We start from the raw sequence: 18,386 nt of genomic DNA on the forward strand, positions 1-18,386 counted from the left end.
TTAATTTCTGAACATCTTGTTTCTTCCTGTTTTGAATCTTGAGATGTCTTTCAGAATTACGTCGTCATCAGGATTAAAATGTTTAAGCTCATTAACAATTTCAGAACGTGTATGCACTTTTTCGGCAATGATTTCATACGCTATATTCCTTGTTACGGCATATAACTTCGGATCTTTCTTGAATTCATACTTCATCGCCTCCAGATAAGTGATCTTTTTATAGGCCGGAGTTTTTTCATATAAATTCAGAATTTCTGATTCCAGTTTTTTAGTGTCAAAGATATTGGCAAAATAATTATTTAGGCAGTTGAAGGCATCTTTATCTTCTTCCCATCCTTTCAACAGCACTTTCTGGGCTTCTTCCGTGTTTTCCATTTTTTTACGGTAGATTAAGGAGGCTTTTACCATCTGATTATTTCCTGTATAATCATCTGCTACCATCTGGTAATAGTGATGGGCATTTTTAAGATCATTGATTTCTTTATAGAGATCTCCTACTTTTTCCTTCTGCTCCATTTCTTTGTAAAGATCAATGGCTTTTTTATGCTGCTTTGCTTTTTCATAGCAGGCTGCAGCATCAGATTTATTGTTCAGCTTTTTAAGATATACCACCGCAGCTTCATTGTAGAATCCTCCGTTTTCCAGTGTTTTGGCACCTCTGTAGTTGTCCTGCAGAAGGTTCATATAGACTCTTGCTGCTTTTTTATAGTCATTTTCGGAAATATATTTTTCGGCAAGCTCTTCATATTTGCTTCGGATCCGGTCAAAAAGAGAGCTTTCAAGATAAAAGCTGCTGCTTCCGCTCCCTTTTCTTCCGGCTGAATTTCTGTTGTTCTGCTCTTTATCTTTCAGAGAGGTGATCACAAGCAGGATGATAAAAGCTACAATTAAGAAAATAATCAATGTCCCGATTACACTCCAGAAACTTTCATGGAATAGCTGGGCTACAATTCCGACAACTTTAAACATGGCCAGCAGCACAAAAGCTGCCATAAATTTGTCTGTAAACTTCTGTCTATTCATCATCATCCGAATTTAAAATGGTTTTATCTTCTCTGAAAAGACGGTAAAGGAGTAATAATACACAAATCACCAGAACCCATACAAACCAGTTGTACCCAAACATTCTCACGAGCGGATAAAACAGATATACCAGCATGGCTATAAGGATGACTATTAAAATAAACTTTACCCATACCGGAACATGATCTCCGCCAAGGTTTAATGATTTATTTTTAAACAGAAAAGAAAACAGTCCCACTCCGGCAATCATCAGAATTACCATGTAGATAATATCTGAGACCGGGGTCTTTCTTTCCAGCGGACTTCCTTCCGGAGCTATTGCTTTCACTTTTGCTTTATCAATAGATGCAGAAGAAGGATCCATCATATCCAGTGTACCGTAAAGTTTCCCCAGGGAATCAGCCATTAGGGCTTTTCTTTTGTTTAGCAGAAATTTGACCACATCTCCGTTTACAGGTTTTCCTTTCGTGTACTGTTTCAGAGAGTCTGAAATTTTACGCTTTAGCTTTTCTGTATTTTCTTCGATGTGTTTTGTAATTTTTTTGGTATAAATGGTTTTGAGAGAATCTCTGCTCAGCTTTTCTTTATTAACAAGCTTTTCAATATCACTTCCTATTTCACTGACGTCTCTTCCTCCTGCTTTTTTATAGTTTTCTTTGTCTTCTTTCGTTTTGGATTCTATGATCCCTGCATGAATAAGCTCTTTGGATAATCCTGTTCTCTGCTGGTGGTACATTGAATCTATCTTCAGATCAATTTCCGAAGTTCCGGACTGGAAGGCAATCATATCAGAAGGTGCTTTTACCGCATTGTTTACAACAGTTCCTGAAGATGCAGTGTTTTCTTCCTGCTCAGCATTATTTTTTGAAGGTAATGCAATCCTCAGCACAATAGCCGCAATAATCAAAGCCCAGAATACTCTTCGGAAATTTCTTGTTCCGGCACTTTCGGTTTTGCCTGCAGAGCCTCCGCCAAATAAACCTTCCAGCCAGGTAAATTTAGCAAAACCGTCACCTCTGGAAGTTCCCATTACATCAAGGGAAACTCCCAGTTCTACAGCTCTTTCAGGATATTTTTCAATGTATTTTAAATATTTTTCTATTTCTTTTTTATTCCCTGCCATTACTTTTTTAAGGTCAAACGGCAGGCTGTTCATCCATTCTTCTTCGGTAGGCTTTGGCTGTAATGCCTCCATTACTTTTTCGTCCTCTATTTCTACCGTATAGCTTTCTATTTTTTGAGGGATTGAAACTCCGTTCAGTGGTTTTCTGATGATTTCATTTATTGTACCGGGCTGTTGAATTAATGAGAACCAGTCGATTTCTTCGGAGAGTTTCACCAATCCGAATTCGGGATGCATGATCAAAAAGCGACAGTCAAGCTGTGCCCAGTCTTCAGGGATTATCCGGGGATAAAAAGTTGTATTTTCAGGAATAAAAAGCCTGTCATCTACCTTTTGAAAATATGCATTCCGTCCTATTTCATGTGGAATATTGTCATTAAAAATAAGAAAACAACCATACAGCACATTGGGGGTGTCTGCCGGAACAGCAAAAGAATTTACCTCACTCAAATCAATCCCAAGTGTCTCCATCTCCTGAAGCCATATTACAGGCGAGGAACCTCTGATTAAAAGGCCCTTTTTGGGATAATTATTTTTCGGGAAGGGTTTTATTCTAAGCTCCATAATCCAAAATCTGTTCTATAAAAGGTTTTAAAAACCTGTCGCACATATCATCCATTGTTCTTACCTTCAGCAGGGCATGTTCGGGAAGATAATATTCTGATCCTCCGAATTCCGTGTAGGTAGCCAGCGAGAGAAAACCACCCAGTGTAGACGGAATGAAGAATTCTTCGATGCTTTTGTTACTGCTTCGGAAGGTCAGCATTCCCCGTGAATCGGTTATGATTTCACTGCCGTCGGGGAATGTAAATTTATTTTTATTCTGTTCTGCAAAAATTCTGATATCATATTTATTTCTGGAAAAATTCAGCGTATTTTCCGATGCACTGTATAATTCATTTCCGGAAACCACCAGATTTCCGTATTGGTTGATTCCTATTTTGTGGAAATTACTTATTACTCTCAATCCGCTTTCTTTCAGCTTGTCGACTTCAGCCTCTGCTTTAAAATTATTTTTTTCAAACTCTTTCTCTTTTACGGTAACAGGCTCTACGGAAATATTTCCTTCCATATTGATTCTGTAATGGGTAGGATTATACTTTTCATGCAGATAGAAGTTCCGCCCGAAATAAATCAGCCTGTAAGATTCCGGAATATGCATTCCTGTAAGATTCTGGTCAGAATATTCTCCGGTATTGAGATTAATCTTCGAGAGAAGTTTCTGATCAGGCTGATACTGACACAGAATAAAATGCTGCTGTCTGTTTTTCGCGAGGGCGAACTGTCCTTTTGGTTTTATCGAAATTTTATCAAACAACACTTCACAGCCGTGATGGGTTTTATAATAATCGTAAGAATGCCTGTCATAATAATTATCAGAGAGATACGTTTTCAGCAGTTGTTTTTTTGAACTCAGGATGAAAAATTCTCCTTCGTATAAAAACTTAGCAATCTTATTAACCGGTGTTGGAAATAAAATAGGATAATTTTGGGGAAGATCTGTTTTCTTTCCATTGAAGTTATGAAGGGATTGTTTTTGCTGGGGCGGATTAGCCCAAAGCTCCTGTAACGGGAGTTTTATTTTCTGAATGTGCTTTCTTACTCCCTTGTGGTGTTTATAAAAGTTAATTTCACCATCTGAAGCTGTAGTCACTAAAAATTTCAGCTGATCTCTGTTCTGATGGACAACCCGCTGAATTTTTTCATCAGCCATATTATCCTGATGGGTAATAAAGAAAACTTCAATATCTTTTTCCGAATGGTGTCCGTTAAAAAATTTCTCCAGAGCTTCCGAAACTTCCAGAACCGGACTTACCTGATTAAGATTCTCCACTACTTCTTCTACTTTATTGAGCGAAATCGGAATTTCCGCCTGTCCTAAGGCAAAAACTTTACATTCGGAATGGGCTTTTGGATGTTTGATGACTGCTATTGCAGAGGCATAGGCTAATACTTTTGGCGTTCCCCAGTTTCTTAGGGAAGTATCAATCAGGATAATTCTTTCAAAAATGTTTTCTTCCGGTGGAATTTCTCTCTGAATATAAAGCGCTTCATTATTGGCTACACGATTCATGAAAACGTCCTCTTCATTGGCAAATTCTGAGAGAAGCATCCTGTGAAAATCGCCTTTGTTGGCCATATCAGAAATCCCTCCGATGGGCTGCTCTCCGGGAGAAAGATGACGCATCGGAATTTTCAGTCCGCTCCAGATTCTTTTAATCAGGCTTCCTACCTGAAAGGTTTTTGGTTCTTCAATCAGCTCTTTAATAAAATCTTTACCGTTATCTGCTGTAGTTTCTTCTTCTACCACTTCATCTTCCAGCTCGGGCTCATGAATCAGGCCTTTCATGGCATCAATGAGAGCTTCTACAGTTGGAAATTTTTCATTCAGATTCAAAGCGCATAAATCTTTGTTTAAAGCAGAGGAGCCATTATCCAGTTTTTCAGCACTGGAAGCAAGTTCCTGCGGTCTTTTATAGTAAAATCTTAAGAAACCATCAGAAAGACCGGGAGATAACCTGTTATGTCCGTTTCCAAAAATAGTCTGAAGCAGTACAATCCTGTTCTGCCTTTGTTTATACACTTTAGGAAGTGATTTTATTTTTTCCAGGAATTCAATTTCTTTTTCAGCATTGAATTCAAAATCTTCTCCACTATAAAACTCAACGGTACGTCTCAATGGGCCGGCAAAATCCGTATAACCATCCTGCATTGCATATAAAACCATCAGCAGTGCTCCGAACGGAGGCCATCCCACGGGCTGAAGATGGTTCAGAATCTCCATTACATAAGGTCTGTAAGCAATCGCTCCCACTCCCGGCACCGAGAGGAGATTGTTATCATGATAACCGGAATCCCCGGGAACATCTTCATCTGTTTTCCATTCCCAAAAGTAATTTTCGTAGGACTGGAAATAATCATTTAATTCCATTCTCTTGATTTTTCGGTAAGACGGAATGAGCTTACGGATAACGGACGGAAATCGGTCTCTTTAATTGAAAGAAAGTTTCCATTTTCATCCCATACAAGCCATCCGTCCTGCACTTTATTATATTTCTGCTGCAGCAGTTTGCTAACGTTTTTAAATTCAAAATCCAGACCGGCGGGCAGTAAATGTCTGTCTTTCGCCCAATAGGTTTTTCCGGGAAGACTAAGCAGGGGAATTCCTAAGAATAGAGCCTGATTTCCCAGCAAAGTCCATTTTATTTTTTCGAGTTTAAATTTAGGAAGTGCGGCAATACTTTCTCTAATCTCTTCGATATTGCTGAGCAGAGCAATTACCGGCTGTTCGTCATTGCTTTCCTTTAGTTTTATATGAACCTGCTCATGAATTCCAAAATAATTTTGATTAGAAGGCGGAAGACTTAGCTGCAATGCTTTATCTATAGGTATCCAAAGCAATGCTGTTCTCATTTTTTTACTGGGAACCAGAGCATCTCTTTTGAATAACAGTCCATCCCGAAGTTCATATAAAATACAATCCGGCAGCTGCTGTATTTCTGAGGAGGCAGCCTGTTCATCTGTAAAGCCTTTCAGCCAAATTGTATCATCATCTACGGCCATCAGAATATTCTTCCAGTCTCTGACAGAGCCCAGAAAATCTTCATCAGCATGGGGAATTTCCGCCCAGAATTCTCTTAAACGCTTTGAAGAATCTTCTGCCATAAGCTTTCAATTTCCTGCTGGATGTACTGCTTCTGTTCGGTATTTCTGATCCACTCGCAACGGGTCTGCAGATATCTCAGTTTATCTTTTATAACGTTCTGTTCTTCAAAACTTAATGATCCCCCATTCCATTTTTCTACAAGAATCTTTACATCTTTCATTACTTCTTCCGGGTTGGGAGTTTTGTTATGCATGGCCTGCGGATGGGAATCAGGATGATCATCTTTTTCAATGATTCTGTTGATAATTCCTTCGAGAATTTCAATCTGCTCTTCTGTATCCCAGATATGCTTTAAAACCCACAGGTCAGAAAGTACGGCTTCTTTTCTTCCGCAGATCAGGGCGCTTGCCGCTATAAGATTCTGAAGTTTAACGGCTCTTCGGTCTGAAATGGCAATTCCGGTGTTTCTCAGACTCATAATGGTATTGAGATAGACTTCATAAATGGGTTTAAGATCTATGGTTCTGCACAGGCTTTGTAATTGTCTGATTTCATCCGCATGAATTTCCGGAATTTCCGTTTCTTCTTCATTTTCAAGCTTTCTTCCGGCCAGGAGAACCTGCTGTAAGAGCTCAGGATTAACATAGTCTACATTAATTCTTACCAGAAAACGGTCAAAAAGCGCGTTCAGAGCCTCATCTTCAGGAAGAACGTTACTTGCGCCTACAAACATTAACGCAGGAAGGTGTTTTGTTTCTTTTCCTCTTTTAAATATTTTTTCGTTGAGGGCCGTTAAAAGTGAATTCAAAATAGCAGAATTCGCATTGAAGATTTCATCCAGGAAAACCATGGAAGCTTCAGGCATCATTCCTTCGGTATTGGTCAAAAGTTCACCTTCTTTCAGCTTTCTGATATCAAAGGGACCGAAAATCTCGTTCGGTTCTGTAAAACGGGTTAATAAATACTCGAAATTCTTTCCGTCTTTCACTGTTTTTGCCAGTGTTCTGACAATTGCTGATTTTGCAGTTCCCGGAGGTCCGTATAGAAAGGCATTTTCTCTTGCCAAAAGGCATATTCCCAACAGGTCTACCACATCATTTTTACCAACAAAAGTATCTTTTACGTAGTTAAGAGCTGTATTAAGCTGATTTATATTCTGGTTCATTGATTAAAAAAATTAAAATTTCCACCATTTTTTCTTGCGGTGTTTCTCTTCTTCTTTATTTTCGGCCTGTTCATTTCTTTTGCTGAATGAAAAAGCGAGTCTCTGGTAAGGCACTTTGATATCAAAGTACAATTGTGTTCCGTCATCCATTGTGAGTACATCCATTATTTTATCTCCGTCCCTGATCAGGTTTTGTGAGACATCTTTTTTATTGAGATGCTGTCTTACTATATCTCTTTCATCAGAAATCCTGGTGATCATATAGGGAGCATCTTGGGTTCCTTCACCGGTCTTTACAAGACATTCAAAAATAAACTGTGCTATTGTCATTTCAATATTTCTTCCTTTTTCATCACCCAATTCTTTGTACGCAAAATATTTATAAATATGTGCTCTGGGACTCAGCAGAATATTGACATTCTTATATAATATAACCTCTTCAAATTTCCCTTCATTCAATAAATCCTGCATGTTTTCAAGATCTTCAGAATAGGGATCATATTCCGGATCATTGATCACCAGTTCGCGGCATTTCAGAAAAGTTTCTTTGGTAGGATCGGTTAAAAATTCAAATACTTTCTCATACATTTTCATGGTTATCTTCGGTTATAGTTTTTAGTTCTCGCCAAAATGTGTCTTTATGCATTCCGAATTCGGCTGTCAGCAGCTTATTGATAAACGGAATTTCCGCGAGTTGATAATCTCTTTTTTCAACAATTCTTTCCAGATAGAGTTTCCGGTACGTATTGTCTTTCAGTTCTTCCTTCCAATTTACGTTTTTAAGATCAAGATCGTATCCTACTCCGGAATAGTGAAATTGTCTCAGGATACTTTCCAGCATGGCAATCAGTGGATCTTCAGGATCTGCACTATTCAGGGCAACTATTATCTGTGGTAAAAACCTTAATGATAAGTCTGCGGATAAGATGGAAGAAATGTTGCGTTCTCCTTTGAATTCAGGAATAAGATCTTCAATATTTTTTTCTGTATTTTCTCTGATAAGATAGAGTTGTGCACTGCGATAGAGCACTTTTGCTGCCCATACGGCTGATTCTTTACTGCAGTTTAGCTGATCAGACAAAAACTCAAGCCTTTCTTTTTCGAATTCTGCTTCAAAATAATCTGCTGCTTCCGTCTCTTCCTGAGCGGAAATTTGCTGTAAACTTGAAAAAAGAGTAATACATTCTTCCTTCCGAAGCAAAAAGATCGTGTCTAAAAACGGTGACTTGGTTTCCATGATCTAACAAAAATAAAATTATTTCGTTGACAATAAAATTTTTGTAGAGAAGATTCGTGTTAAATGTGGGTTCTTTATGGTAATTATAAGGTTGGAAAACGCAAAGGCGCAAAGATGATATGCATTATGCTGTTTTTTTAAGGCGCCAGAGCATTAAAGATTCTCAGCAGGGCTACCTCTTAAGGGCTCATTTACAAATAGTATTAGCATTGTAAAATTTTATCAGAGATAAAATCTTTGCGTCCTTATTATAATTACACTGTAACTATAAAAATTTTGCGCCCTTGCGTTGCTAAACTCCTTTAATTATTTGAATAAAAGATTGCTTCGTCGCTCAAAATCCTCGCAATGACTTACTGCTTTACAATTTCAATGATATTATTTTCGGGATCAAGGATTACGCTTTCATAATAGCCGTCTCCTGTGGTACGGGGCTCTCCTGCAATTGTATATCCATCTTTTCTCAGGGTTTCTGTAAGCTCATCTACCTTTTGTTTGTTGCCTACTGAAAAGGCAAGGTGAATAAGACCGTAATGCTGGACTTCATAGGAATTTTCACTTTCTTTGATATCCGGTCTGGTCATAATTTCAAGACGGCTTCCATTCTCAAAGCTTAAAAAATAGGATTGAAAATTTTTAACGGTATTATGATATTTTTCATCAGATACCGCTCCAAAATACTTCTGATAGAACGTTCTGGATTTCTCAAGATCTTTAACCCAAATGGCAATGTGCTCAATTTTCATTTTTAAAATTTAAATATTTACTTCTGCAAAAGTAGCCGGGCTGCTTTCACCATACCTGCTCTGCATTATTCTTTTGTTGTTCTGTATTTACCAGGTTATTTTTTGTAATAACAGGAACAAACTAAAAGTTATTATCTTTGTGCCATTCAAAAAAACATTATGAGTATTCACATCAGTGCCAAAAAAGGAGAAATTGCTAAAGTAGTATTGCAGCCGGGGGATCCGCTTCGTGCACAGTATATTGCTGAAAATTATTTAGAAAATGCTAAGCTGGTAAGCAAAACCAGAGGTATTTTTTACTATACAGGTCTTTATAAAGGAAAGGAAATTACGGTAGGAGCCAGTGGAATGGGTTTCCCAAGTATCGGAATCTATTCTTTTGAGCTTTTTACGGAATATGAAGTAGATACGATTATCAGAATCGGTACCTGTGGTGCTTACAATACAGATCTTAAACTTTTTGATATCCTGAATATTGACAAAGCGGCCAGCGAAAGTACGTACGCAAAATATGCATGGGGAATTGAAGACGAAATCCTTTCTCATCAGGGAAATATCTTCAACACCATCAATGAAACAGCGAAAGATTTATCTTTACATGCGAAGGCCATTAATATTCACAGCAGTGATATTTTCTACAGAAAAGATCCTGATACTCCGGAAATTGCAACAAAATATAACTGTCCAGCAGTGGAAATGGAAGCGTTCGGTTTATTTGCCAATGCTCAGCATTTAGGAAAAAATGCAGCAACCATTCTTACGGTAACGGATATTATCCCGACCCACGAAAAAATCTCTGCTGATGAAAGAGAAAAAGCTTTGAATCCGATGATGGAACTGGCTTTGGAATCAGCAATTAAGAGTCTGTAAGAAATAAGTAAGCTTTTGCAATTTTGCAAATGGATTATAAAAAAGAGCCTTACTGGATCAGTAGAGCTCTTTTTTATAGTCTGAAAAAATTTCTGGCCGTTTCTGTAGTTTCGTCTGCAACCTCAGAAATACTGATCTTCTTATGATGGGCAATTGTTTGTGCCACGTAGGGTAAAAAAGAAGGTTCATTTCGCCTGTTCTGCCTTCCGGGCATATTCTTCGGAAGCATAAAAGGAGCGTCAGTTTCAATCATCATTCTGTCGAGAGGTACATATTTTATAACGTCTTCGAGATGTTTAAATCTTTTTTCATCACTGATGGCGCCTGTAAATCCTAAATAAAATCCTTTATCAAGATAAGTCTTTGCTTCGTTCAACGTTCCGGTAAAGCAATGTACTACAGCTTCAGGCAATTGGGTAAGATAATCATCTGTGATTTCATTAAATCTTTTAAATGCGGATCTTTCATGAAGAAAAAGTGGTTTATTGACTTCTACAGCGAGTTCAAGCTGTGCCTGGTAACATTTTTCCTGAATGGGTCTGGGAGAGAAATCCCGGTCAAAATCCAGTCCGCACTCGCCTACTGAAACCACATGATCCTGTTTTAATAATTTTCTGAGTTCGCTGATGCTTTGTTCGTTAAAAGATTTGGCATCATGCGGGTGAATTCCTGCTGTTGAAAATAAAATTTCTGGATATTCTTCTGCAATTTCCGCAGATTCTCTGCTTCCTCTGATGCTGGTTCCTGTGAGAATCATATGTTCAATACCATGATCTAAGGCTCGGCTGATAATTTCTTCGTGTTCATTATAGAACTGTTTATTGGTCAGATTAATGCCAATATCAATGTAAGTGTTCATTTGTTTTTTACTTTTGTATTATTTCCTGAATTATTGTTTTTAACTGTGGTAATACCCATGTACTGCTTTCCCGGATTGAATAAAGTGTTTTGCTTCCTTTCAGGATATGATTGGAATTCACGGCCAGATTATGAGATTTCATCTCTGAATAATTTTCAAGGCGACTTTGCTTTTTGGCATTTTTGTGAATTTTTGTAATCAATCCTGAAAATATCTGATTATCAGGATTCAGAAAGGATTTTCCTTCAAAGCATTTAAAACTTTGAGGCAGTTTTCCCATTCTTCCGTTGAAAATTTTTGATCTGACTGATTCATAGCTTCTGTTTTATGCTGCAAAATTAGAAGCATGCTGCGCAAGCATTTTACGCAGTAAAAAATAACATAAAAAGAGGAAAAACGAAAGGTTGAAATAGTTTTGAGGGTAAAAACTACATCATCTGCGGGCGCTTTTACTTTCCCACGGATTTCACAGATGACACAGATGTTTGTGTTTTATTTATTCGTTTATTCGTTGATAAATTTCTCCAGAAAGCCGATCAATTTTGTTCCTCCGTGGCTCCAGCGGATTCCATGGCCTTCTTTTTCACGGACCTCAAAAACAAGTTCATGTTTGTAATGGAAGAAAACATTCCACCAGGTTTTATTTTCAAGGATATCGTTAATTTTTTCCATTACTTTTTCCTGTTTCTGCTCATTATTTCCTTTGATTTGTCCCCAGAAATCATCATCCATTCTTCCAATGTGCTTTTCCCAGGCTCGTTGTGCAATCGTTATTTCATTGTTGAATGGTTCCTGGCAGGCATTGATCAGCATTGTTTTTAAAGGTGGAATTGCTTTTTCATCGCGGATGCTTGCTGAGGTCAGTCTTTGTCCTAAAATGTTCAGCCAGTTATCAAAGGGAATTGTTTCCAGCATTTTGGCTTTAACCTCAACTGAATCGCTGCTCTCAAAGGCTGCTGTAAATTTCCCAAAGCTTGCTTCTCTATTTATTTTTATTTCTTCATTAAAATAAGGAAAGTCCCAATCTAAAGTATTGTTCTTAAACCTGTGAATATTTTTTTCCAGATTCTCAAGATGTTCTTTTGCTAAAATGGCTCTGTATTGATTTCTCCATGGTTCTGAAAACAGAGGAATATAAGGTTCGAACAGATTCATATTTTATTTCATTTTGATCAGGTTAACGGGAAGTTTTTCTTCTTTGATCAGATATCCGATCAGATTAAACCATTCTTTGCAGTGATCAAGAATCCAGGCATCCGAAGAGACAATAAGTGCTGAACTTTCTGCCAGAAATTTATCCGGATTGTACTGGAGATCTGCCTGCCAGTTGAGTTGGTGCTGTTCGGCAAATTCAAGAATAATCTGCTTGATTCTTCCGCTGTTGGAAACCGGTTTATCAAAGATCCATATCAGTTCATGAATGTGATTTTTCTGATAAAAAGAAGCAACGAGTTCCACTGCTCTCAGCGTTTGATTGACTCTTTTATACGTTCCGTGGACGCCCGAAAGATCGCGGATACAGCCGTCAAGCCCTTCAAAGATATAAGCTTCAGAAAGCAGACTTTCCAGCAAAATCAAAACATTAAAACCATCGAGATAAACTGTCCTTTCTTTTAAATCGGACGATTCTACATGTTTCAGCTGCCTGTTTTGAAGCTGGGCAGCGGATGCGGATGCTCCCCGAAGCGCCTGTATCTGGCGGGTTTTTAACCTGTACCTGTTCCCCACAAGTTCAGAAGCCGCCTTTTCCGGATATGCTCTGCTCAATAAATAATGCATATCCTCAACGGCCAGTCTCAGTTTGTTGATCTGTTTCTCTGGTCCGAATAAAGCATCGTCACCCGTATTTTTTCCGCGGTTTCTGTTATTCATGCTCAAAAATAGAATTTTTGGTGAATTTTTATGGTAGGAAATTGTTTTTATTAGTGAATATCACCAACCACCCCTTCAAAATTTCTTTGAATTTTTCCACCCCTCCAAGGAGGGGGAATTGGAAACCTTTGATAGAGAAGTCTGCCAATGCTATTGTTTTTCTCATTCTAATTGGGTATTTGTTATGTTTTCTACAACAAAAGAGATATTTCGTACAATGTATTGATATGTATTAGGAATAAGTTTGCAAAGACTTAAAAATACCTTAATGAATACACTGAAAAAATTATGTTATCTTTCTGCAGCTGTAGTATTATCAGCATCTTTAGTTTCATGCTCAAGTGACGACAATGAAATGATCATTGAACAGCAGACTCCCTCACAGGTACTTTCTTCCACGCCATGGGAAACTACAGGAGCTAAAGATAAAAACGGCAATAATGTAGCCCTTACCGATGCCAGTGTGGCAGGATATGTAGGTTTCGCCTATTTCAAGACAGACGGAAAGTTTGCGATTTACAGCCTTACGGATGTTTTGAGATCTATGGGCACATGGTCTGTAGACACACAGGGAAAAACCAGGACTATTGCAGCATTGAATCCGGATGGAACGACTATTTTCAGCCGCGATGTTGAAATCCTTGTTTTAAACAGAAATGAATTTACGTACAGAATCCGTCCTAACTCAAGTGATCCTTCTGTGTATTACGACATCATCCATACCAGAACATCTCATGCAGAACCGACGAACGGACAGCTTACTTTAGCTTCCACACCATGGGAAACAACTGGTGCGAAGGATAAGAGCGGAAATAATGTACCTTTAGCCGATGCCAGCGTTGCAGGATATGTAGGGTATTCTTATTTTAAAGCGAACGGAACTTTCAAAATTTTCGGCTTAAATGACGTGCTGAGATCTGAAGGAACATGGTCTATTTCTCCGGATGGGAAAAAGAGAACTCTTACCACTCCTACCTTTACCCGTGTTGTAGATATTCTGGTTCTGAATGAAACAACATTTACTTACAGAATTACACCTGATGCTGCTAACCCAGCGGTATTTTACGATATTATTCATACTAAGGTCAGCCATAAGGAGCCTTTGTAGTTATTCTTTTTTTATAATAAGGAAAAAACCTGCTCAGTAACGGGCAGGTTTTTATATTTTAAATTAAAAAGGACTTGCTATTTATATTCTTCCCACCATCTTTTCCATTGTACTGTTCCCAGCTGATCCAGATCTAATTTTTCTCCTATCACAGGAAGGCTTATGGCCGTATTGTTTTCTTCTGCATGTTTAGAGGCCAGTTCCAACGGCTCGTACCAGGCATGCTGTGCCAGCCTGAATTTGGAATTGTGTACCGGAATGAAGTTTTGGGCTTTCAGTTCCTTTATCTCAGTGATTAACTGATCCGGCAACGTATGAATGTAAGGCCATTTTTCATTATACTGCCCGGTTTCCATGACTGCTAAATCAAATGGTCCGTATTTTTCTCCAATTTCTGTAAAATGATTTCCGTAACCGCTGTCACCGCCCAAAAACAGATTTTTCGTGGGTGTTTTTAATACAAATGAGGTCCAGAGTGAGATATTACGATTCAGTAATCTTCCTGAAAAGTGTCTTGCCGGAGTGAGGGTAATTCTGAACCCTTCAGCCATGTCTACACTTTCCCACCAGTTTTTCTCGATGATTTTATCAAGATCCCAGCCCCAGTATTCAAAATGCTGTCCGGTTCCCAGACCACAAATCACCTTACCCACTTTATGTTTTAATTCATTAACGGTTTTATAATCCAGATGATCCCAATGGTCGTGTGAGATCAGGAGAAAGTCTATCTCCGGCATATGATCCGGCTTATAATAATCAGCGCCCTGAAAAGCTTTTATAGAACCGGGCATTGGAGATGCATTACCACTGAAAACAGGATCTATCAGAAACTTCATTCCATCTACCTGTATAAAATAAGAGCTGTGCCCGAACCATACCAGCACATTTTCTTTCGGCTGAAGATTTTTAAGATCCGTCACCATAAAAGGGAGTGCTGTCTTTGGTGAGGTGTTTTCCACTTTACATAGACTTTGAAGAAGTAGTTTAGTCATACTTTCGCCTTCTAATAAAGCTGGTGTTTCTAATATATTCTGAAATCTTCCGTTGAGATAATTGGGAAGTGTATTGAAATATTCTTTTCTTTTTTCATCGGGAAATTGTCCCAGCTGTTTTTTTAAACTTTTCATTCATTTAATTTTAAATCCGGTTTCAGCTTTGAAGAGAATAATCTCTATTTCACCGTCTGCCTACCTTAATTTAAAATAAATATAAGCATAAGATTTTGAGATTTGAAAATAAAATGGAAGGGTATCAAATTTTGATGTTTCGTCTATTAATGGCTCATATTCTTAAAAAAGCCATTTAACCAATACCAACATGATGGCCGCAAGCACTAAGCAGCAGAGTACCATTATTGCAAAAGTTTGTGCGAGTGATGTCCAAAATTTTTTATGGTCGAATGTAAAATCAACAGGATTGATATAAAAGACCTCATAAACTAAGGGATTTATCCGTAAATCTGGCCTGAAGCAAGTAATTCCTTGAATATACTTTCTCCTTAAAGCTTTCAGATTTCCAATACAGGAAGTATAGCCGGCATCCCTTCCGATAAAATCTACTTCCTTTACTTTGTCGTTTTCATATATCTGCAATACATACGCTTTGTTTACCGGACTGACACTTACATCATATTCATCTGAAAAGGAATAGCTTTTCAGGTTACTGTAAAGGATTTCATCTACGGAGCCGTCCTTTCTTTCGTAATGAATTCCCTGAGCATCTACAATGATCTTCCGGACTGTTCTTTTTCTGATTTTCTTCTGATAAATAAAAAAGCTATATACACCAAAAGCGAGAGCCGGATAATACAGTATTGCCACCACAATAAATAGTGCAGGCCTATTAAAGAATGCAGCAGGCCATCCTAACAGGAGCAGAAATGCCACCAACAATAAAAGCATCCCAGAAATTCTGGTCAGCCATGTTATGAACTCCCATGTTTTAGAAACCAATGGTAAAAAATCTTTTCTTGCTTTCTCTTGCATCTGTTCAAGATACGAAAAAGTTAAGTATGATAAAACAGCTACCACAGCATTCTGAAAAGATAATAAAAAAGGAAACCTTTTCGGGTTTCCTTTTTTTTATTCAACCAATCCCATACAAGAAGCTTATTTTCATCATATGTGTCATTAATTTAGGATAAGCTTCCAGTCAGGTCATCGCTGAACAAAATGTACAATAGCATGTACAAGTAACATTCATTATTCTTCAAGCTTTTGGATTTTCATGGTTATTAGTTTTTATCCCTGATGCCTGTTGAACAGTTTTCATTATTATGAAAACATCATGTTTCTTTCGTTTTTAGTCCTATCAGGAATTATGTCCTGATAATTCTTTTAGTTTTTTGTGTTTCACGGTTATTAGTTTTTATCCTCAATGGACTGAATAATCTTAGTAAAAATTGTCTGCTTTTTACCTCGCTGCTTCCAACTATTTTGGATATGTTGAGTGATATGGATCTTATTAACTTGCTTCGAATATTTCTGATGCAAACATCCCAATTCTGGAGAAAGTTTACAAGAATAGTAATCCAAGATTGATCAATTCCGATATGCAGGCTGACTGAAATTGATAAATTAAGGGTCAAAAAAAGCCCCCATTTACCTGATTAACAAAAACTTATACACTTACCCTGAAAATCCGGCGATATTTCATAAATTTGTATGCTATTTAGAATCATGAAGAAAATTCATTTAATTGTATTCACCGCTTTTCCTTTTTTTTTCTTTGCTCAGAGTATAAAAGGACTCCATATTCCGGATTCGTTAAAGAATAAAAGCTATCAATATATAGAAGAAGCATACAATAAAGTATTTCAGGTTGACAATGATAAAGCTGAACTTTTTGCTAATTACATTCTGCTTAAAGGGAAGAAAGAAAATAATAAAGACATCATATTTGATGGATATTATAATATTGCCCGTGTAAAAAACTTAAAAAATGAAAATGGGCATCCTTATGCAGACTCACTTATTGCTGCTTCAAAAAACGTTAAGAATTACGATTATCCGGCCAAATCTCATATAATAAAAGGAATTCTGTTCAATAATGAAGGGAGATACAAAGAAGCTTTAGATGAATATACCATAGCTATTAATCACAACCGAACCGAAAACAAAGAGCAGTTTTTTTACATCAACAAGCTTATTGCGATACTAAAAACGGCTACAGAAGAATACGAGGAAGCCTTACCTCTTTTTTTAAAATATTATGAATATGAAAATGATAAAGTAAAAGCGGGCAACGCAGATGCTAAAAATTATATTGCATCTATTTTTTCTTTAGCTAATATTTATACCAAGTGCAAGGATTATAAAAAAAGTACTGAATTTGCAGACCTCGGATTAGTAGAATGTAAAAAATACAATAACTACTCCAATTACAGCTACCTGCTGATGATAAAAGGAATTAGCCTGTTTTATCTGAAAGATCTTCCGGCATCTTATAAAATCCTGCAGGAAGTGGAAAAAGGTCTTGTCAATAATAAAGATTACACTAACCTAGGGGTTTTATACTATTATCTTGGAAAGATAAAACATGCTGCCCACAGTGAAAATGAAGCCATAGAATTCTTTAAAAAGGCAGATTCCATTTCATTTATGTTCAAAACTTTTGAACCCGTAAAAAGAGATGGATATGAATTTCTGATAGACTATTACAAAAAGAAGGGAGATCTCAAAAATCAGCTGAAATATATCAACAACCTGATATACAGTGACAGTGTAATTACAATAAACCGCAAAAACCTATCAAAAGAAATTCTGAAAAAATATGATACACCTTTACTCATGAAAGAGAAAGTAAGTGTAATTGAAAAACTTAACAACCAGAAGACCTGGCTGATAGCTGCTTTGCTCTTTATTTCATTGCTTTTCATCTTTATAATCAGGAAAAACAGAAAGAAAATAAAAGAATACGAAAAACAGGCAAAAGTATTATCCGAGAAACCTCTGATGGCTTCTGTACCGCAGAAAGAAACAAAAATTGAAAGCATTGCTCCTGTTATCCATGCAGAGACTGCTTCCGAAAGAAAAGAAAAAGCTCCGAAAAGTGACCTTTCTACCCATCCAAAGTTTAAAATTCTGATTGAAAAAATAGAGCAGTTTGAAAAATCAAAGAGTTTTCTCACTAAAAATATTACGCTAGACTCTCTTTCAAAAGATTTTGATACAAACAGGGATTATTTGTCTAAACTCGTCAATGAAGTAAAAGGCAAAAATTTTTCACAATATCTGAATGAACTCAGGATTAATTATATTGTTGAGGAATTAAAATCCAACGAAAAAATAAGGAAACATACCATTGCTGCCATTGCTGACGACATAGGGTACAATAACGCCGAATCTTTTACCAATGCTTTCAAAAAAATTACGGGAACGCTTCCTTCTTATTATATTAAGGCCTTACATTAAGAAAAATATAAACATTTAAAAATCAAAATATTACAATAAAAAAATATCGAAATTTATCAATTTCGGCATCTATAAATTCCTTATTTGCAGAAATAAAATTTTCTTTGTACAATAATTTAAAAATCAGCTAAACAGTGAAAAAAATTAAAAAAACTGAAAAAAAATTATCCCTGAACAAGGTTCAGATGTCTAAAATAAGAGGCGGCCTTAGCTCTGCAGGCGGTGCTCAGATGATCCAGAATGGAGACAATGATACGGTGGTAGACAGAACTATAGATGACACTTTGGATATGACCATAAAAAACCACTAAACTTTTCAACATTTTATCAGTAATTTTGAAAAATTACTGATTTTTTATTTTTT

Annotated in this window: 18 protein-coding genes; 4 read left to right on the top strand and 14 right to left on the bottom strand. The window is 37.0% G+C overall.

Going from position 1 to position 18,386, the window contains the following annotated elements:
- The 8 genes from BLW74_RS18045 to BLW74_RS18080 form a co-directional block, all read right to left on the bottom strand.
- Complete coding sequence (locus BLW74_RS18045; protein ID WP_228424957.1) at window positions 1–1,029, bottom strand: soluble NSF attachment family protein; 1,029 nt, start codon at window positions 1,027–1,029, stop codon at window positions 1–3.
- Window positions 1,016–2,710 (bottom strand): hypothetical protein, encoded by a 1,695-nt coding sequence (locus BLW74_RS18050; protein ID WP_089694648.1) that lies wholly within the window; start codon window positions 2,708–2,710, stop codon window positions 1,016–1,018. Before BLW74_RS18050 ends, BLW74_RS18045 begins: the two co-directional genes overlap by 14 nt.
- Window positions 2,700–5,078 (bottom strand): hypothetical protein, encoded by a 2,379-nt coding sequence (locus tag BLW74_RS18055; RefSeq protein WP_089694650.1) that lies wholly within the window; start codon window positions 5,076–5,078, stop codon window positions 2,700–2,702. Before BLW74_RS18055 ends, BLW74_RS18050 begins: the two co-directional genes overlap by 11 nt.
- A complete protein-coding gene (locus BLW74_RS18060) occupies window positions 5,069–5,812 on the bottom strand; it encodes a hypothetical protein (protein ID WP_089694652.1) in 744 nt (247 codons plus the stop codon). The genes BLW74_RS18055 and BLW74_RS18060 overlap by 10 nt, the downstream gene beginning before the upstream one ends.
- Window positions 5,785–6,918, bottom strand: a complete 1,134-nt coding sequence (locus BLW74_RS18065; protein ID WP_089694655.1) for an AAA family ATPase — start codon at window positions 6,916–6,918, stop codon at window positions 5,785–5,787. Before BLW74_RS18065 ends, BLW74_RS18060 begins: the two co-directional genes overlap by 28 nt.
- 12 nt (window positions 6,919–6,930) lie before the next feature.
- Entirely contained in the window at window positions 6,931–7,506 is a 576-nt protein-coding gene (locus BLW74_RS18070; protein WP_167358461.1) for a DUF4919 domain-containing protein, read from the bottom strand.
- Complete coding sequence (locus tag BLW74_RS18075) at window positions 7,499–8,155, bottom strand: hypothetical protein (RefSeq protein WP_167358462.1); 657 nt, start codon at window positions 8,153–8,155, stop codon at window positions 7,499–7,501. The genes BLW74_RS18070 and BLW74_RS18075 overlap by 8 nt, the downstream gene beginning before the upstream one ends.
- A 353-nt stretch (window positions 8,156–8,508) precedes the next feature.
- Entirely contained in the window at window positions 8,509–8,901 is a 393-nt protein-coding gene (locus BLW74_RS18080; protein ID WP_089694659.1) for a VOC family protein, read from the bottom strand.
- Between the two features lie 159 nt (window positions 8,902–9,060).
- Here BLW74_RS18080 and deoD point away from each other — a divergent pair, with 159 nt between their 5' ends.
- Window positions 9,061–9,771 (top strand): purine-nucleoside phosphorylase, encoded by a 711-nt coding sequence (gene deoD, locus BLW74_RS18085; RefSeq protein ID WP_089694661.1) that lies wholly within the window; start codon window positions 9,061–9,063, stop codon window positions 9,769–9,771.
- A 73-nt stretch (window positions 9,772–9,844) separates the two neighbouring features.
- On the opposite strand, the gene BLW74_RS18090 is transcribed toward deoD, so the two are convergent.
- The 4 genes from BLW74_RS18090 to BLW74_RS18105 form a co-directional block, all read right to left on the bottom strand.
- Window positions 9,845–10,630: a TatD family hydrolase gene (locus BLW74_RS18090; RefSeq protein ID WP_089694663.1), complete on the bottom strand. Its 786-nt coding sequence runs from the start codon at window positions 10,628–10,630 to the stop codon at window positions 9,845–9,847.
- A 7-nt stretch (window positions 10,631–10,637) separates the two neighbouring features.
- On the bottom strand, window positions 10,638–10,910 hold the full coding sequence (locus BLW74_RS18095; protein ID WP_185116371.1) for a hypothetical protein: 273 nt from the start codon (window positions 10,908–10,910) through the stop codon (window positions 10,638–10,640).
- A 224-nt stretch (window positions 10,911–11,134) separates the two neighbouring features.
- Window positions 11,135–11,785 (bottom strand): hypothetical protein, encoded by a 651-nt coding sequence (locus BLW74_RS18100; protein WP_089694665.1) that lies wholly within the window; start codon window positions 11,783–11,785, stop codon window positions 11,135–11,137.
- A 3-nt stretch (window positions 11,786–11,788) separates the two neighbouring features.
- Window positions 11,789–12,502: a DUF434 domain-containing protein gene (locus BLW74_RS18105; protein ID WP_167358463.1), complete on the bottom strand. Its 714-nt coding sequence runs from the start codon at window positions 12,500–12,502 to the stop codon at window positions 11,789–11,791.
- Window positions 12,503–12,770: 268 nt separating this feature from the next.
- Between BLW74_RS18105 and BLW74_RS22540 the strand changes: the two genes are divergently transcribed.
- Window positions 12,771–13,610 carry a DUF4822 domain-containing protein gene (locus BLW74_RS22540; protein WP_167358464.1) on the top strand — a complete coding sequence of 280 codons (840 nt, stop codon included), beginning with the start codon at window positions 12,771–12,773 and terminating at the stop codon, window positions 13,608–13,610.
- Between the two features lie 77 nt (window positions 13,611–13,687).
- Here BLW74_RS22540 and BLW74_RS18115 read toward each other — a convergent pair whose 3' ends face one another.
- Window positions 13,688–14,737 carry an MBL fold metallo-hydrolase gene (locus BLW74_RS18115; protein WP_089694669.1) on the bottom strand — a complete coding sequence of 350 codons (1,050 nt, stop codon included), beginning with the start codon at window positions 14,735–14,737 and terminating at the stop codon, window positions 13,688–13,690.
- Between the two features lie 162 nt (window positions 14,738–14,899).
- Complete coding sequence (locus tag BLW74_RS18120) at window positions 14,900–15,595, bottom strand: hypothetical protein (RefSeq protein WP_089694671.1); 696 nt, start codon at window positions 15,593–15,595, stop codon at window positions 14,900–14,902.
- 693 nt (window positions 15,596–16,288) lie between these two features.
- Here BLW74_RS18120 and BLW74_RS18125 point away from each other — a divergent pair.
- Window positions 16,289–18,022 carry a helix-turn-helix domain-containing protein gene (locus BLW74_RS18125; RefSeq protein WP_167358465.1) on the top strand — a complete coding sequence of 578 codons (1,734 nt, stop codon included), beginning with the start codon at window positions 16,289–16,291 and terminating at the stop codon, window positions 18,020–18,022.
- A gap of 134 nt (window positions 18,023–18,156) precedes the next feature.
- Window positions 18,157–18,333 (top strand): hypothetical protein, encoded by a 177-nt coding sequence (locus BLW74_RS22545; protein WP_167358466.1) that lies wholly within the window; start codon window positions 18,157–18,159, stop codon window positions 18,331–18,333.
- Window positions 18,334–18,386: the final 53 nt, after the last annotated feature.

The organism is Chryseobacterium culicis, assembly GCF_900108365.1.
In the GTDB taxonomy this organism is placed as follows: Bacteria; Bacteroidota; Bacteroidia; order Flavobacteriales; family Weeksellaceae; genus Chryseobacterium; species Chryseobacterium culicis.

Bases quoted from the DNA above. Each gene is read 5' to 3' on its own strand.
- BLW74_RS18125 (WP_167358465.1), top strand. From the start codon at position 16,289: ATGAAGAAAATTCATTTAATTGTATTCACCGCTTTTCCTTTTTTTTTC.
- BLW74_RS22540 (WP_167358464.1), top strand. From the start codon at position 12,771: ATGAATACACTGAAAAAATTATGTTATCTTTCTGCAGCTGTAGTATTA.
- BLW74_RS18060 (WP_089694652.1), bottom strand. From the start codon at position 5,812: ATGGCAGAAGATTCTTCAAAGCGTTTAAGAGAATTCTGGGCGGAAATT.
- BLW74_RS18080 (WP_089694659.1), bottom strand. From the start codon at position 8,901: ATGAAAATTGAGCACATTGCCATTTGGGTTAAAGATCTTGAGAAATCC.
- deoD (WP_089694661.1), top strand. From the start codon at position 9,061: ATGAGTATTCACATCAGTGCCAAAAAAGGAGAAATTGCTAAAGTAGTA.
- BLW74_RS18075 (WP_167358462.1), bottom strand. From the start codon at position 8,155: ATGGAAACCAAGTCACCGTTTTTAGACACGATCTTTTTGCTTCGGAAG.
- BLW74_RS18050 (WP_089694648.1), bottom strand. From the start codon at position 2,710: ATGGAGCTTAGAATAAAACCCTTCCCGAAAAATAATTATCCCAAAAAG.
- BLW74_RS18095 (WP_185116371.1), bottom strand. From the start codon at position 10,910: ATGGGAAAACTGCCTCAAAGTTTTAAATGCTTTGAAGGAAAATCCTTT.
- BLW74_RS18070 (WP_167358461.1), bottom strand. From the start codon at position 7,506: ATGTATGAGAAAGTATTTGAATTTTTAACCGATCCTACCAAAGAAACT.
- BLW74_RS18045 (WP_228424957.1), bottom strand. From the start codon at position 1,029: ATGATGATGAATAGACAGAAGTTTACAGACAAATTTATGGCAGCTTTT.
- BLW74_RS18100 (WP_089694665.1), bottom strand. From the start codon at position 11,785: ATGAATCTGTTCGAACCTTATATTCCTCTGTTTTCAGAACCATGGAGA.
- BLW74_RS18065 (WP_089694655.1), bottom strand. From the start codon at position 6,918: ATGAACCAGAATATAAATCAGCTTAATACAGCTCTTAACTACGTAAAA.
- BLW74_RS18090 (WP_089694663.1), bottom strand. From the start codon at position 10,630: ATGAACACTTACATTGATATTGGCATTAATCTGACCAATAAACAGTTC.
- BLW74_RS18120 (WP_089694671.1), bottom strand. From the start codon at position 15,595: ATGCAAGAGAAAGCAAGAAAAGATTTTTTACCATTGGTTTCTAAAACA.
- BLW74_RS18105 (WP_167358463.1), bottom strand. From the start codon at position 12,502: ATGAATAACAGAAACCGCGGAAAAAATACGGGTGACGATGCTTTATTC.
- BLW74_RS18055 (WP_089694650.1), bottom strand. From the start codon at position 5,078: ATGGAATTAAATGATTATTTCCAGTCCTACGAAAATTACTTTTGGGAA.
- BLW74_RS18115 (WP_089694669.1), bottom strand. From the start codon at position 14,737: ATGAAAAGTTTAAAAAAACAGCTGGGACAATTTCCCGATGAAAAAAGA.